We start from the raw sequence: 15,640 nt of genomic DNA, 5'->3' as shown, positions 1-15,640 counted from the left end.
ACAAGGAATGAGCCATATAGAGCATACCTTAACACATATCCAATTGATAGATTTTTCCAAAAGAATCTTGCATAATTAAAAGGATTTGGCTAATTTTGACCATGTTCTATGGTTCAGTTTTTTCATGTGAAAAGCGGGGACTTTTCTTTAACTTACTGAATTTAAGGATATTATCAACTTAAATACTTAATTATTAATTAATTAGTTAGTTATAACTTTATTTTTTGTCATCTATTTACATATTTACCAAACAATTATAAATCTAATAGTTATAGAACACGCAATGGAAGATGAACAAACAAATAGGACAAAAAGTGCGTCAGAAGATTCTTTTTACATAAAAGAGCTTAAACAAGGAAATATAAAAGCCTTTGAGTTTCTATTTAATAAGTATTATAAAGACCTTGTCTATTTTTGCAACGTTTTTCTAAAGGACCAAGAAAATAGTGAAGATTTGGTACAGGATATCTTTGCACGCTTATGGGAAAATCGAGAACATCTCGATATTAAAGGTGCTTTAAAATCGTATCTTATGACTGCTGTGAAAAACAATAGTTTAGAAGAACTCAAACATCAGAATGTTATTAGGGTCTATCAAGATTATGCAATTGCTCACAATGACCCATTTGACTATGATGTAGAAAACTATATTTTATACTCAGAATTAAATCAACAACTTCAAAAGGAACTGAATAAACTCCCTAAAGAAATGAGGGAAGTATTTGAAATGCATCGATTTAAGAATAAGAAATACCATGAAATTGCCAATGAATTAAATGTATCAGTGAGAACAATAGAAAATCGAATCAGCAAGGTGTTAGAGGTTTTAAGAAAGAACATGAAAGGGTTTTATAACTTTATTTTATATTCTTTTTTATAAAAAAATGGTGGTATATTCTTTTACAACAGTCTTATAATTAATAGTTTGTTAAGAATTCGCCAAGCTTAAGCGGCTCTGGCTGTAAATAAAATGAGTTCTTTGAAAAGTTTGTCAATAACTTGCATGTCTGGGTTAATCCCAAACACGCAAATAAATCGTTCAAGCATATAAGCATTGTGTATGAATGACTTGCAAGAGGATATGGAATAGGCTATTCCGAGCCTCTTACATGCCGCTTTGGCCAAGTTGACAGCTGCAAGCGATGCATTGAAGTGAAAATTCAACTTTCTGAAGTCAGTTAACTGACAGTTGGTGATTCCTGCATGTTGCTTTCCATCTCTAAAGCAAAATTCCAACTGGAACCTGGTTCTGTAATAATCCAAGACTTCGCGTCCATCCATGGAATCGTCTGTAGAGAAATAAAGCTGCCACTTGTCTGTCCTCCCGTCCATCGGATATCAGACGGCTAAGGAAACATACCTTTTGAGAGCTTTTGCATATACACTCAATCCGTACAGCTTTCCCTTGTTCACCTCGTATTCCTTGCACCGGGTCAGATCTAGATTGGCAAAGTCAATCCTGCCGTCAAACCACTTGGGATGGCCAGGTTTTCCTGTTTTCTTTTCCAATGTTGGATAGTACAGGACTACGTCATTCCTGAAGCGGCTGATGACATGGAAATCACTCTCACACATAGGCGTTATGAACGTTTCCTTGGAAAAGAATGCGTCTGCAACCACCGTTCTGAATATGCTCTGTAGCTCGTCTTTTCTACTGATAAGATAGTTGCTATACCAGTCAACTAGGTTCTTACCCATATTATCCAAGGTCTTACAATCCGACGTCTGAATGGAACCTAAAGTCATGCATTCATGGTTGTCGATGTCAATGACACCGATGCCCATGATTTCCAATCTTCGCTTATAATCCCCGGCACAGCCTGACCAGAAGACCAATCCAAGGTGTCTTATGACCGGACTTGGGGATATAGGAAGGATCGATGGTGATGGCTTTTCTTTTGCCTATGAGATGCTTGCTGATGATAGAGGCGTTGAACGCAAACCGGTCGAAAGTTTCATTCCCAAAAAGGTTACGGTATGTCTGTTCCGAAAAACATCCATACCTGCCCAATTGGAGGAAATTTATACGATCCGGGATGGCCATGAATAATTTCATGGTGTCCATGAACGTTTTTTCAAAAGGTTTGTGTATATTCACGACTGATTTGAGAGCCGACAGGCACTCGGATTGGTATTGCATAAGGAGTGTTTCTTTAGCCATAACCAGATGAATAGTTAACTTTTAATTTACTAAAAAATCAACAAATCATGCAGCACTTTTACCTTTGTTATCAGCATGTTAGCTCACTTTTTTCAGCACATTTCTTCATGCTTAACCATTCGTTTTTGACAACATTTCAATGACCTCTTTAATGTTTTCGAACCGACTCTTGCCGGTTCTATTATTTAACTTTTAATATTTCGGTAAAAATTTACCGAAATATTGATAATTTGAAACGAGATTAAAATATGAGAGAAGAGAATCAATATAGAATAGCTGAACTTATTCTGAGATATTTAGAAACAAAGGCATCGCTAGAGGAAATAACTGAACTAAAAGAATGGATTAGTCTTTCGGAAGAAAATAGAATTTTTTTTCAAAAAATGAGAAATATTTGGGAAATGACAGATCCTTCCACTAGTCAAATGAACATTGACATACAGTCGGCATTACTCAAAACAAAAGTCAAAGCAGGAATCGAACCAGGAAAAACGAATGTTTCCACACCCAAACAAATAGTACTCTATTTTCAACGAATAGCTGCTATTCTCTTTTTTCCTATTCTGATAACCTTGTTCACCCTAATGATGAATAAGAAAGAAGAGTCGCTGACCTATTATAAAGCGAGTACACCTTACGGTTCTATTTCGGAAATTATTTTGCCGGACAGCTCGAAGGTTTGGTTAGATGCTGGTAGTACATTGGAATACCCTTCGCAATTTATAAATAACACACGAAGGGTATGCATGAGTGGCGAGGCATACTTTGAAGTACACGCTGATAAAAATAACCCTTTCATCATTCAAGCTGATGAATTGGAAATTACAGCCACTGGTACGGCCTTTAACGTTGCTAGTTTTACACATAGCATGGAGCAAAAAATCACATTAATATCTGGGAAAGTATCTGTTTCACAAGGCAAAGAAACAAAACACCTACTTCCTGGTCAACAATTAACCTACCAGCGAAACACCAAACGTATGGAAATAACTTCCACCGATACATTTAAATATATAGCCTGGAAAGATGGGATCATCGCATTTAGAGATGATTCTTTAGAAACTATTCTTGATCGACTAGAACAAGTCTATAAGGTCCGATTTGTCATGAAAGACCTTGATATAAAACAATATACATATAGAGCAACATTTAAAGGAGAGAATTTGGATGAAATAATAAATTGTATGGAAGAAGGGGCACCTATAAAATTCCGAAAAAGGTATAACGATTTCAAGCAGGGAGATACACTTACAATAGAAGTAAGTAAAAAGTAACCCGCTATCGGAATTTACAATTATAAAACCGTTGATTGGTATCAGACATACACAAATCTATACCAACAATGGGTTTTATATGATTGGCCTTTTAAAGATAAATAACAATAGCCGCTTAGTGCATTAGTACGAGGTAGATGAGAGCACTTTTCAGAGAATGGATAAAATCAATAGTAACGATGAAATAAGGGTAGTGTAAAATAAACTGTGTCACGCATTATTTCCTATTAGAAAACTCATCGGTCGGGGAACGGCCAGCACCAAGGGGCGGGACCACCCGTCCCGACGAGCGTAAAATTACAATAATTTAAATCGTTCTCCAAACTTTATGGCCAGTTGCTGTGAGATTGTAGCCCAATTGGCAAGTGGCATAGTTCACTTCTTCCGTATATTACGGTATGCAAGATAAACCAGTTTTTCAAGGGCTGTATCCGACGGGAACACGCCTTTGTTTTTTGTTACCTTACGGATCTGACGGTGATACCCTTCAACAGTATTTGTTGTATATATGAGCTTACGAATAGCCGGAGTGTACTGGAAATATTCGGACAGCTTATCCCAATTGTCTTGCCAGGACCCGATAACGATAGGATACTGTTCACCCCATTTTTCTTCCAGCTTAAGAAGTTCATTTTCTGCCGATTCTTTATTTACAGCCTGATAAACGCATTTCAAATCCTTCAGGAATTCCTTTTGATTTTTGGAGCCTACATGTTTGACGGAATTACGAATCTGATGTACAGCACAAAGCTGTACGGCTGCATTGGGATAAACGCTTTGGATTGCTTCAGGAAAACCTCTCAAGCCGTCTATACAGGCTATAAGAATATCTTCAACTCCACGGTTCTGAAGGTCTGTCAGAACACTGAGCCAGAAGTTTGCTCCCTCATTTCTTGATATATACATTCCGAGCAGCTCCTTATGTCCTTCTCTGTCAATACCCAGCACATTATAGATTGCACGTGTAACAGCACAACCACGTTCATCCGTTACTTTATAATGGATGGCATCCATCCAGACTATAGGATAGACAGAATCAAGCATACGTGATTTCCATGCCTTTATGTCCGGAAGTACACGGTCTGTAATGGAACTGATTGTATCTGCCGATACACGATTACCAAGATTCTCTTCCATCCAGTCACTAATCTCACGTGTGCTGTTGCCAAGAGCATACAGGCCAATTATACGGTCAGCAACGTCTTCTGCCAGAATGGTCTCACGCTTCTTAATAAATTGTGGATCAAAACTTGAATTACGGTCACGGGGAGTGGATACGGTTACCTCACCCAATGGAGTCTGGACCTACTTTTGCATTTTCCCGTTACGGCGGTTACCCATCTGACGTTCTTCTTCTGTAAGATATGCATCCATCTCACCCTCCAGAGCTGCATTCAGAATGTTTTCCAATAAAGGGGCAAAAGCACCGTCTTTACCTAACAAAGGCTTACCTGCTTTCAGCTGTTCAATAGCCTTGTTCTTGATACTCTCAAAATCAAATTCTTCTTTCATACAAAAAACAGTGTTAGCAAAGTTAATATTTTATTTCTTTTCTTTGCTGACACAGTTTAATTTACATCCTCCATATCGCATGCTTTCGCAGTGATAGATTATGGTGCCCAGGTCACATTCACCGGTTTCAGCCAACTGGTCGATGACTTTGAAGATGTCATCCACCAGGATGCCGTCCGTCATGATGGCTTCGCGGTAGCTCGGTGAGCAGAAGGGGTGGTCGTTACTTTCAGAGTGTTCTTCATCATAGGCATCATCGTTGCTTTCTTCGGATGCTTGTTCATCAGAAGGTTTTTCAGACTCTGCTTCTTTAGCAGGTTCCTCGGTCGTTTCATCATCCGAAGATTGAGAAGAAGTTTCGTCCTGTTCGGTGTCCAATTCAGTTTCATTGGATGTTTCTTCTGAGTTGTCTGATTGCTCCTTTTCATCGTCGGATTCTTCTTTCCCTTCCTGTGAAGCATCGGCATCCGATTGTGCTTCGGATTCCTCTTTCTTTTCCTCTTCCTTCTTCGGTTCCTCCCTGCTCACCTTATGAGGTCGGAAGGACTGTGCTTCGTCCGATATGTCTACATCCTCCTCAGGTGAGTCGATGAGTACCACATCTATCTCTGGGTCATTGTGCAGTTTCTCCACCAGCGAGGTCCTATCCACTTTGTTGTTGGGTTCGTATGACCAGACTTCATAGGGTAGTTGTTCCTCTCATACTTCTTGATGTCTGCCTTGCGGCATTTCATGATCAAGTGTTGGAAGTCGCAGTCGATGATAACCACCCGGACGCCTTTTGCCACTAAGTAGTTGGCAAAGGTGACTATGACCGGGGTCTGTATCATGTTGTTTTCCGTTTATTAAATTCGCAAGCAAAAGTAAATGCTGGAACAGGGAAAACCTAAATGTACAACATCAATGTGCTTTCGGTTGCTAAAACCGGGGGGTGAATGGACTTCGGAACAAGGGAATCTGAGAAAAATTAGCCCAAAAAGTTACAACTAAAAGTCCCCATTTGACTTTCTGTTGTAACTTAAATCATTAAACATCAATACTAAATCTTCAACGAGCGTCCGTCGTCCACCTCGTCGTAGTTCGTTTTCTTGCCAACTTCCCATTCGCGGTTAGCACTGTGACTGCCGACTCCTTCTTTCCGGAGTTTACCCAATCCTTGATGGGACTTCCGCTGTAAACTTTTGATTGGATTGAGTGTATTCTTCTTGGGCTTCTTCTTCACCCGTTCCACATCAAAACCTTCTTGATACATAGCGCTGCGGGGGGGACTTCACTTCGGGATTCTGGAATATATCACGCAATTTGTCCACAGCATCAGCATACTTGGGAGGACGTTCTGTAGAAATGTCCACCAGGTCCGGACGGTCCACCTTGAATGCCTTGCACAGCATTTCCACTTCGGCTTCGTTCTGCAGGCGGAATTTCTCAATGAAACTGATGCGATTATTACGGTCTATGGCCTTGGCCATGAAAGGCGGCAAGGGTCTGCTCTGGCCATCGTAGTAGATGACACCTTTCTTTATATAGGCATGCTGTTTCTTGAATTTCTGGAAGATTTCTCCCTGCGTGGCCTTAGGATTGAGGGTCAGCAACTGGTCTATGAATGCTTCTATCCGGTCAAAGCGTTGTTCGGGGTAGCAAAGTCGAGCAGTTCTTCTACGGCAAGGACCCGGGCACCATGAATGACGGTCTTGTTGGCATGGTCTATCAGCATATAGCCGTAGGGCTTGTCTTTCTTGCCGAAGAAAACCACATCCACTCCGAAGTTCTTCTTTATTTCCTTCTGCAGTTCTTCCTTGTTGGCGCATACATCCCGGTATTTCTTCAGGTAGGCTCTCAACTGGCGATTGCGTGCCTTATCCTGATAGCCTTTCTTGAACAGGGCTTCAATCTCTGCCAGAGGAATTTTCTTTTGGATTTTGTCTCCTTGCTTGACGAAGACGTTCCCGTCTTTCTGAAAGACTTCATAGCCCATGGTTCCTATCACGGCCTTGAACTGGGTGAAGGAAGAAAAGCTGTACTGTTTGACGGCCTCGATGTCCTTGTCTGTTTTCTGCTGCCGGTCCATACCGAGTATCTTGTCAATGAGCGTCTGCATTCATGGTTATGCTGTATCTTGCGACCGTCGGGCGCCACTCTCGAAGTAACAATGTGTAGGTGTGCATTGTCTGTATCGTTGTGGGAATAAATGAGCCAGGGTTGTCCGGGTTCGGCATAGCCCATTTCTTGAAGATACTGGTGCGCGAAATCAAGCAACTGGGCTTCTGACATCTCGTAGCCCTTGCAGGAGATGGCTGCATGGAACTGGGCTTTCTGGATTCTGGGATTCATGGAGGAATATTCCATGAGAAACTGAGCCAGCTCTTCAGGGGTTGGCTTGCGCACTTCACCGAGTGCTCCGAAGTTTTTTATCTCCAGTAACCGGGCTACACCTTTCGCCACCTTCCGTTCATTATAATCTACGGCATGGAAGTTCGAACTTCCGGGTAAAATGGTTGCAATCATCTGAATATTCGGATTAGTTGGGTTCAACGGTTAAAGTATATACCGCACAAACATTACTTCAGTGTTTTGTTTTTTATACACTTGAGTGTAATCAATTCCAAATCCCGTTTGATGCGGTTCATCGTTTCCTGTGTTTCCCGAATGGTTGGAAGCACAATCTCTTGGCTATAGCTGGGTGCGAGTAACCAGGCTACCACCAGCTCATTGGCTCGTTTGACCACCTGATTTAGGTTTCCGCCTGCCCAGGACAGTTCGTTCTGATTCTTTCGGTAAAATTCTCCGAGTTCTCGGATCAACTCGATGCGTTCCTTCACATCCACATTGGAAAATTCCTGCACTGCAGACAGGATATAGTGGCTCACAGAGTGGAATGAGCCTGATTTTTCCTTCAACAGTTGGGCTTCCTCGGGATAAGCCGTAACTGGAATACTTTGGTTTTCTGTTTCATACTTCCTTTGATTACTTGTTAGCTGGGTTCTCCGGACACCTATTTCGCATAGCGAAACAGCGATTTATCGCTCCGTTGCGGCAGTAATCGGCAAGTGACTCTTGTGAGGACAAAACTCCGTTTTGTAATGACAAGAGTACAACTTGCTTGACAAATCCTGCAACGCAGTTCGATGTCTTCCCGGTAGCTTTAGAGACCTCAAAGAAGCACAAAAAACGGCGAAACGCAAAAATTCACAACATCATTCTTGGGAAAAATATTCGGTAATATTAGCCTGATTATCAAGTGTTCCAAATTTCTTTATCCGTAGTTTTCTGCATCTTTGGAACGGCATACGTCTGTATAGAAATCACTTGTTGCCAAGCTGGGCTATTGCCTTGAACTAATGGTTCATCCGTCCCCATATTCCAAGGTTGCAAAGGCTATACATACTTCAATGTTCTATAGACAATGACTTCAAGGGCAAAAGGGCATTACTGCGTATGGACTCAGAACAGAGGTGAAAAAGAAGTGTGGAAGCGTATGGAAATGCGGCCGTATAAAAGTATCAACAGCAAATATCATGGTACTTATGACCTAAAACATAGAGAGTGTCTCACTTTTTGAGGGAGTATCGTGGTAACTTTGCATTAAAGTCCATCGGTTGGCTCTGTATGAGATACAAAATGAGTATATTTACGGACATTACTGGTGGCAACAGCTTTGAGTAAGTAGAATCACTAAAACAGGAAGAATATGATTGGAAGTATCATTGGGGACATCGTAGGCAGTATCTACGAGTTCAGTAACATACGAACCAAGGACTTTGAGTTCTTCGGTCGCTACGTGGAATACACAGACGACAGCATCCTGACGTTGGCTACAGCGGATGCGATTCTGGCCGGACGCCTTTCACTGGTGGCGGATTACTATGTCCGGTATGCGGAAGCTTATCCCTCTCCGATGGGAGGATATGGAAACTGTTTCCAGAATTGGGTCATCCAGAAGACAAGAACCGGATATGCTCCGGCATACAACAGCTGCGGCAACGGATCGGCCATGCGTGTAGGTCCGGTGGGTTGGGCATTCGATACGAAAAATGACACCATGAATGCCGCCAAGGTTTCAGCGGAAGGAACGCATAACCATCCGGAGGGCATCAAGGGTGCACAGGCTACAGCCATGTGTATCTTCCTGGCCCGTAAGGGAGCATCGAAAGATGAGATTCAGCAATGTATGGAGCAGGAATTCGGCTATCGTTTCCCGCTCACCATTGCCGAACTGCAAAAACGTTATTCCTGGAATGGAGTTGATGGGGAAGGCAATGGCGGCATCTGTCAGGACAGCGTTCCGCAAGCCATTCAATGTGCGCTGCAGGCTACGGATTTTGAAGATGCTGTCCGTAATGCCATCAGTATCGGTGGCGATTCCGATACCATCGGCTGCATCACCGGTTCCATTGCTGAAGCTCTTTATGGGGTGCCTGCGAACATGTGTGAAAAAGCGATGACCTATCTGCCCGAAAACTTCCAGAAACTGGTTACTGAGTTTGAAGCGAAATACGGAAGTGGACTGCGTAAAACAGAAGGAAGATGACTTTCCTGGAAAAATACATTTGGGTGGTCAATACGCTTTCCCACGCTGGAGAGAAGGGACTTTCTTTGAAGGAGCTCAACGAGAAATGGCTCCTCAATGAAGATCCAGTAATGGCAAACCAATCCCCAGACAGACCTTTGACCGGTGGAAAGGTAACATCCTTATGTCGTTAGGAGTGCTGATTGAATGCAACTGGAAGGATAGCTTTCGCTATTACATTGCCAATCCGGAGAGTTTGAAGAACGGAACGCTGAATCGGTGGTTGCTTGGCACTTATGCCACCGCCCAATGCACAAGTGGACAAAAGACTTATGGAAAATGTACGAAACCGATTAAAAACTTGATACAATGGAAAAGACCAAACAAGAATTACTGAAAGAATGGAGTGAACTGTGGATACCGAAATTTAATGAACTCTCACAGAAGTATAACACTCCGTATTATACCCAATCACCTCTCAACGTAATTGAAACTGACATTGAACTGATGGTAGTAGGAATAAATCCCAAAGGAAACGGGAAATGTACCTCTACCCATACAGTTGATGGTTACTTGGAGGGAAACAAAGAATGGTGGAGCAAGCGGTTCGACAAGGAATTGAAAGATTCCCGTTTTCTTGCCAACGGACGATTGTTCCTTGGGTATGGTTCCAAATACCCGGACAGCCAGATTGATGATGACAAGAAGGTGGTATGGACAAATCTTTCTCCGTTTGAGTCATCTAAAGGTGTAAGTAACTTGAAGAAAGAGCTGTTGGCTGAAGGTATTAAAAGCACTATAGAGCTAATAAACATACTCAAACCAAAAAGGATTGTTTTCATGGAAACAAATGCTTTTGATACGCTCAGAAAGAATATGGATGAGTCTGAGTCAGATGCTATCCAATCTGTTCAAGTCTTTGATAACTTGAAATGGGAAGTTGGCACATTTTTTGGCATTCCAGCAGTAAGCATTTTACATCCATCGGCTACTGATTGGTTGGTGAGCAAATATTTCATATCCGTATTTCTCTTTCTTCATAATCTTATCATTCATGAGTTTCCAAACAAACCTTTGAAAGAGATTAGAAATGCAATGCGTAATGAATTAAAACTTTGGAAACAGCGCATCCAGGCAGAAGATGAACTTTAATAGCATAAGTAACTCGCCTTGGTCAAGTGGAACCCCACAAGACCAAGGCGAGTTTTTTAGCCCATTCGCTCACAAATGTAATAATAGACATTCATCTCCAATCGTAATGAATATAGCGCATTCTCACGAAACAAAATCTCCCAAAACCATGAGTTGAAAGCACTGAAAATTAACATTTAAAGAGTTCTAACGTTCTGTGCTATGGGCAGTGTTGGTTCTGTTCAGTCGGTCTGTGTATTGTCGAACGAGCATTGAGCAATACTCATTAACGACAGGGTCGGTCGGTTCATTCTCTTTAGAGATATGATTCGCATCAACAATCTTGTTGGTCTTGATGTAACCCGGTTTTCTGTTGTGTACGATGCGAATGTACACTGCATAAAGGCCGTCTGTTCTCGGCTTCCTTACGATTGCTTTTAATGTAGTTGTCATAAGCTTTTAATTTTACGCTGCCATAGGCTTTTTTGATGATGTAAGCAGGTGTAAGCAACATCAATTTTAGTGTAAGCAGTGAGTAAACGAGTACGTACATTTGGCGCGGTTTCCATTGTCAAGTGTACGAACCGTATAAGAACAACATAGGCTGTAACTCATGTATTTCAATGAGTTACAGCCTATTATTTTAATTAAGCCAATTTGGAATTATTCCTCAACAGCCGCTTGCGCCGCAGCCAGGCGTGCAATGGGCACACGGAACGGAGAACAGCTGACATAATTCAAGCCGACTCTATGGCAGAACTTCACAGAAGAAGGTTCACCTCCATGCTCGCCGCAAATACCGCACTTCAAGTCCGGACGGATAGCACGTCCCTTTTCAGTAGCCATACGCACCAACTGTCCTACACCATTCTGGTCGAGTACCTGGAACGGGTCTACTTTCAGAATCTTCTTCTCCAGATAAATCGGGAGGAAGGAAGCGATATCGTCGCGTGAATAACCAAATGTCATCTGAGTCAAGTCGTTCGTACCGAATGAGAAGAACTCGGCAGAGGAAGCAATGCGGTCGGCAGTCAAGGCGGCACGCGGAATCTCAATCATTGTACCTACTTTGAAGTCGATGCTGTCACCCACTTCTTCAAATAACTGGGCAGCCTCAGCACGAATCACTTCTTCCTGCTGCTTGAACTCATACAAGATGCCGGTCAGAGGCACCATGATTTCAGGATGGGTTTCAACGCCTTCTTTCTTCAATTCCAAAGCAGCGCCCAGGATAGCACGCGTCTGCATCTGCGTAATTTCAGGATATGTATTTCCCAAACGGCAACCACGATGCCCCAACATCGGATTATGCTCACAAAGCGCCTCAACACGTTGCTGGATATACTGGAGGCTTACACCCATCGTATCTGCCATTTCCTGCTGTCCCTTCAAGTCATGGGGAACAAACTCATGCAAAGGAGGGTCGAGCAGACGTACAGTCACCGGACAACCAGCCATTGCCTTGAAGATACCCTTGAAGTCAGCTTGCTGGTAAGGTAGAATCTTAGCCAAAGCCTTGCGACGTCCTTCGGCGTTTTCTGCCAGAATCATCTCGCGCATGGCTTTAATCTTCTCGCCTTCGAAGAACATGTGTTCCGTACGGCAAAGGCCGATACCCACCGCACCAAAATTGCGTGCCACTTCTGCATCGTGAGGAGTATCCGCATTGGTACGAACCTGCAGCTTCGTATATTTGTCTGCCAAATCCATCAATTCCGCAAAGTCACCGGACAGCTCAGCCGCTTTTGTTTCCACCTTGTCTTTATATACTTCACCGGTGCTTCCGTTCAAGGAGATATAGTCACCTTCTTTCAACAGTACACCATCCACTTCCACTGTACGCGCCTTGTAGTCTATGTTCAAGGCACCGGCACCGGATACACAGCACTTACCCATACCACGAGCAACCACTGCCGCATGAGAAGTCATACCGCCGCGGGCAGTCAGGATACCTTCGGCAACTGTCATACCTGCCAAATCTTCCGGAGAAGTCTCAATACGTACCATCACCACACGCTTGCCGGCAGCATGCCATTCGGCAGCATCATCGGCAAAGAATACGATTTGTCCCGTAGCGGCACCCGGAGAAGCGGGAAGACCACGGGTCAATACCTTGGCTTGCTTCAGAGCTGTCTTGTCAAATACCGGGTGGAGCAGTTCGTCCAACTTATTGGGCTCACAACGCATCAATGCAGTCTTTTCGTCAATCATACCTTGATGGAGCAAATCCATGGCAATCTTCACCATAGCGGCTCCGGTACGCTTACCGTTACGGGTCTGGAGGAACCAGAGTTTACCCTCTTGTACAGTGAACTCCATATCCTGCATATCACGGTAGTGATTTTCGAGCTTCGTCTGCAAAGCATCCAACTCCTTATAGATTTCCGGCATAGCCTCCTCCATGGAAGGATATTTGCTGACACGTTCTTCTTCGCTTACACCGGCCAATTCAGCCCAACGTTGAGAACCGATTTTTGTAATCTGTTGCGGAGTACGGATACCGGCAACCACGTCTTCGCCTTGTGCATTAATCAAATACTCACCGTTGAAAAGGTCTTCACCGGTAGCAGCATCTCGGCTAAAGCAAACACCCGTGGCAGAGCTCTCGCCCATATTACCGAATACCATAGCCTGAACGCTTACGGCAGTACCCCATTCGTCAGGAATTCCTTCCATCTTACGATACAAGATGGCGCGTTCGTTCATCCAAGAGTTGAATACGGCACAAACGGCACCCCACAACTGCTCGTAAGCACAAGTCGGGAAGTCTTTCCCTGTTTGTTCTTTTACGGCAGCCTTGAACTTCTTCACGAGTTCCTTAAGGTCTTCCACCTCAAGCTCGTTGTCCAGCTTCACGCCTTTAGCCTGTTTCACATCTTCTATAATAGCCTCGAACGGGTCTACATCTTCCTTGTTCACCGGCTTCATACCCAGCACCACGTCGCCATACATCTGCACGAAACGACGGTAAGAGTCCCATGCAAAGCGTGCATTGCCTGTCTTGCGCGTCAGGCCTTCCACCACTTCGTCATTCAAGCCAAGATTCAGGATAGTGTCCATCATGCCCGGCATGGAAGCGCGTGCACCCGAACGAACGGAAACCAGCAACGGATTCTCCACATCACCGAATTTGGAACGCATCAGCGTCTCCACATGGGCAATGGCTTGTTCAACTTCGTTCTTCAACAGAGCAACGACTTTATCCTGCCCCATTTCATAATATTCCGTACAAACTTCTGTCGTTATTGTAAAGCCCGGAGGAACCGGAACTCCTATAAGGTTCATTTCTGCAAGGTTGGCACCTTTCCCACCCAAAAGGTTTCTCATATCGGCCTTTCCTTCTGCCTGGCCGTTACCAAAGGTATAAACTCTTTTTTTGTCCATAATATAAATTTAAAGTTTTTGATAGTGATTTTCTCTTTTCTGTTCGCAAATCTAAGTATATTTCGCAGACTAGAAAACTTTTTCAGAAAAAACTTTATGCTAAAATGCAATTTCGACATTGCAATCTTTAATATTTCATTTCATAGAGAGAAATCCCGAAAAAATGTCTATTTTTGCCGAAGAATTTATTAGATTGGTGTAAAAGTGGCAAGAAAGAGAAAAGAACTTCCCCTACTGGAGAAGGTGACAATTACGGATGTGGCTGCCGAAGGAAAAGCCATCGCAAAAGTCAATGATTTGGTGATTTTCGTACCATATGTCGTCCCCGGCGATGTAGTTGACCTGCAAATTAAGAGAAAAAAGCATCATTATGCTGAAGCCGAGGCTGTGAAATTCCATGAATATTCGGCAGTACGGGCAGTTCCATTCTGCCAACATTATGGTGTATGCGGCGGTTGTAAATGGCAGGTTCTCCCCTATTCCGAGCAAATCAAGTATAAGCAAAAACAAGTAACGGACAACCTCACCCGCATCGGCAAAATCGAATTGCCGGAAATCTCTCCGATATTAGGTTCAGAAAAAACTCAGTTCTACCGGAATAAACTGGAGTACACTTTTTCCAACAAACGTTGGCTGACGACAGAAGAGGTTCAGCAGAATGTAGTGTACGAACAGATGAATGCCGTAGGCTTCCATATTCCCAATGCTTTCGATAAAGTGCTTGCCATAGAGAAGTGCTGGCTGCAGGACGATATATCCAACCGCATCCGCAATGCAGTACGCGACTATGCCTACCAGCACAACTATTCCTTTATCAACCTGCGCACGCACGAAGGAATGCTACGCAATATGATTGTGCGTACCTCTACCACCGGCGAACTGATGGTAATCCTCATCTGCAAGATAGAGAAAGAGGAGGAAATGGCTCTGTTCAAGCAAATGCTGCAATACATAGCAGATACATTCCCCGAAATCACTTCCCTGCTATACATTATTAATAATAAGTGCAACGATACCATCACCGACCTCGAGGTACACACCTTCAAGGGAAAAGACCACATCTTCGAGGAAATGGAGGGACTGCGCTTCAAGGTAGGTCCCAAATCTTTCTATCAGACCAACTCCGAACAAGCCTACAACCTCTACAAAGTAGTGCGCAACTTTGCCGGACTGACCGGTAACGAGCTTGTTTATGACCTTTATACCGGCACGGGTACCATTGCCAATTTCGTATCCAAGCACGCACGCCAGGTAATCGGCATAGAATATGTGCCCGAAGCCATTGAAGACGCCAAGGTCAATGCCGAGATTAACGGAATTAAAAATACATTGTTCTTTGCCGGAGATATGAAAGACATGCTGACACAAGACTTCATCAACCAATACGGCCGTCCCGATGTCATCATCACCGACCCTCCCCGTGCCGGAATGCACCAGGATGTAGTGGATGTCATTCTGTTTGCCGAGCCCAAACGCATCGTATATGTCAGTTGTAATCCGGCTACGCAGGCGCGCGACCTGCAACTGCTCGATGCGAAATATAAAGTAAAGGCCGTTCAACCGGTAGATATGTTTCCGCACACCCACCATGTGGAAAACGTAGTATTATTGGAATTAAAAGATTGAAAGTCCAAGTCGTTTTCAATCCTAAATTGTAAATTGTCTAATCGT

The 15,640-nt window shown here is 43.4% G+C and carries 9 protein-coding genes and 5 pseudogenes; 6 read left to right on the top strand and 8 right to left on the bottom strand.

The genetic code is table 11. The features are described 5' to 3' along the window. The first annotated feature begins 283 nt into the window (after window positions 1-283). On the top strand, window positions 284-880 hold the full coding sequence (locus DWY57_RS12655; protein ID WP_117599459.1) for an RNA polymerase sigma-70 factor: 597 nt from the start codon (window positions 284-286) through the stop codon (window positions 878-880). Between the two features lie 65 nt (window positions 881-945). Here the strand turns inward: DWY57_RS12655 and DWY57_RS21615 are convergent. After that, window positions 946-2,161: pseudogene (locus tag DWY57_RS21615) on the bottom strand (transposase). 248 nt (window positions 2,162-2,409) lie between these two features. On the opposite strand from DWY57_RS21615, the gene DWY57_RS12645 reads away from it, so the two are divergent. Next, the gene (locus DWY57_RS12645) at window positions 2,410-3,435 is read left to right on the top strand and encodes a FecR family protein (protein ID WP_117599458.1); all 1,026 of its coding nucleotides are present in this window, start codon (window positions 2,410-2,412) and stop codon (window positions 3,433-3,435) included. Window positions 3,436-3,732: 297 nt separating this feature from the next. On the opposite strand, the pseudogene DWY57_RS12640 reads toward DWY57_RS12645, so the two are convergent. The 5 genes and pseudogenes from DWY57_RS12640 to DWY57_RS12625 form a co-directional block, all read right to left on the bottom strand. Further along, window positions 3,733-4,947, bottom strand: a pseudogene (locus DWY57_RS12640) (IS256 family transposase). A 30-nt stretch (window positions 4,948-4,977) separates the two neighbouring features. Beyond that, window positions 4,978-5,547, bottom strand: coding sequence for a hypothetical protein (locus DWY57_RS12635; RefSeq protein WP_226791320.1), 570 nt, complete (start codon window positions 5,545-5,547; stop codon window positions 4,978-4,980). Continuing rightward, window positions 5,527-5,777, bottom strand: a pseudogene (locus tag DWY57_RS21315) (chromosome partitioning protein ParA); the annotation flags it as partial. The pseudogene DWY57_RS21315 and the gene DWY57_RS12635, both read right to left, overlap by 21 nt. Before the next feature lie 209 nt (window positions 5,778-5,986). Continuing rightward, window positions 5,987-7,452, bottom strand: a pseudogene (locus tag DWY57_RS12630) (relaxase/mobilization nuclease domain-containing protein). A gap of 53 nt (window positions 7,453-7,505) precedes the next feature. Next, a pseudogene (locus DWY57_RS12625) lies at window positions 7,506-7,900 on the bottom strand (hypothetical protein). A gap of 735 nt (window positions 7,901-8,635) precedes the next feature. Between DWY57_RS12625 and DWY57_RS12620 the strand changes: the two are divergent. The 3 genes from DWY57_RS12620 to DWY57_RS12610 all read left to right on the top strand — a co-directional run bounded on the left by DWY57_RS12620 (window position 8,636) and on the right by DWY57_RS12610 (window position 10,606). Continuing rightward, entirely contained in the window at window positions 8,636-9,475 is an 840-nt protein-coding gene (locus DWY57_RS12620; RefSeq protein WP_117600526.1) for an ADP-ribosylglycohydrolase family protein, read from the top strand. 163 nt (window positions 9,476-9,638) lie between these two features. Beyond that, window positions 9,639-9,851: a hypothetical protein gene (locus tag DWY57_RS20910; protein WP_117600527.1), complete on the top strand. Its 213-nt coding sequence runs from the start codon at window positions 9,639-9,641 to the stop codon at window positions 9,849-9,851. Next, window positions 9,824-10,606, top strand: a complete 783-nt coding sequence (locus DWY57_RS12610; RefSeq protein WP_117600528.1) for a hypothetical protein — start codon at window positions 9,824-9,826, stop codon at window positions 10,604-10,606. Before DWY57_RS20910 ends, DWY57_RS12610 begins: the two co-directional genes overlap by 28 nt. 186 nt (window positions 10,607-10,792) lie before the next feature. Here DWY57_RS12610 and DWY57_RS12605 read toward each other — a convergent pair whose 3' ends face one another. Then, a complete protein-coding gene (locus tag DWY57_RS12605; RefSeq protein WP_242496978.1) occupies window positions 10,793-11,038 on the bottom strand; it encodes a hypothetical protein in 246 nt (81 codons plus the stop codon). Window positions 11,039-11,248: 210 nt separating this feature from the next. Then, window positions 11,249-13,969: a pyruvate, phosphate dikinase gene (ppdK, locus tag DWY57_RS12600; protein ID WP_117600529.1), complete on the bottom strand. Its 2,721-nt coding sequence runs from the start codon at window positions 13,967-13,969 to the stop codon at window positions 11,249-11,251. Between the two features lie 204 nt (window positions 13,970-14,173). Between ppdK and rlmD the strand changes: the two genes are divergently transcribed. Beyond that, the gene (gene rlmD / locus DWY57_RS12595; RefSeq protein ID WP_117600530.1) at window positions 14,174-15,595 is read left to right on the top strand and encodes a 23S rRNA (uracil(1939)-C(5))-methyltransferase RlmD; all 1,422 of its coding nucleotides are present in this window, start codon (window positions 14,174-14,176) and stop codon (window positions 15,593-15,595) included. Window positions 15,596-15,640: the final 45 nt, after the last annotated feature.

The organism is Bacteroides sp. AF25-5LB, from assembly GCF_003602965.1.
GTDB classification, from domain to species: Bacteria; Bacteroidota; Bacteroidia; order Bacteroidales; family Bacteroidaceae; genus Bacteroides; species Bacteroides uniformis.
Note: the sequence above shows the minus strand (reverse complement) of the source record. Positions and strands in the feature narration are given on the sequence as shown.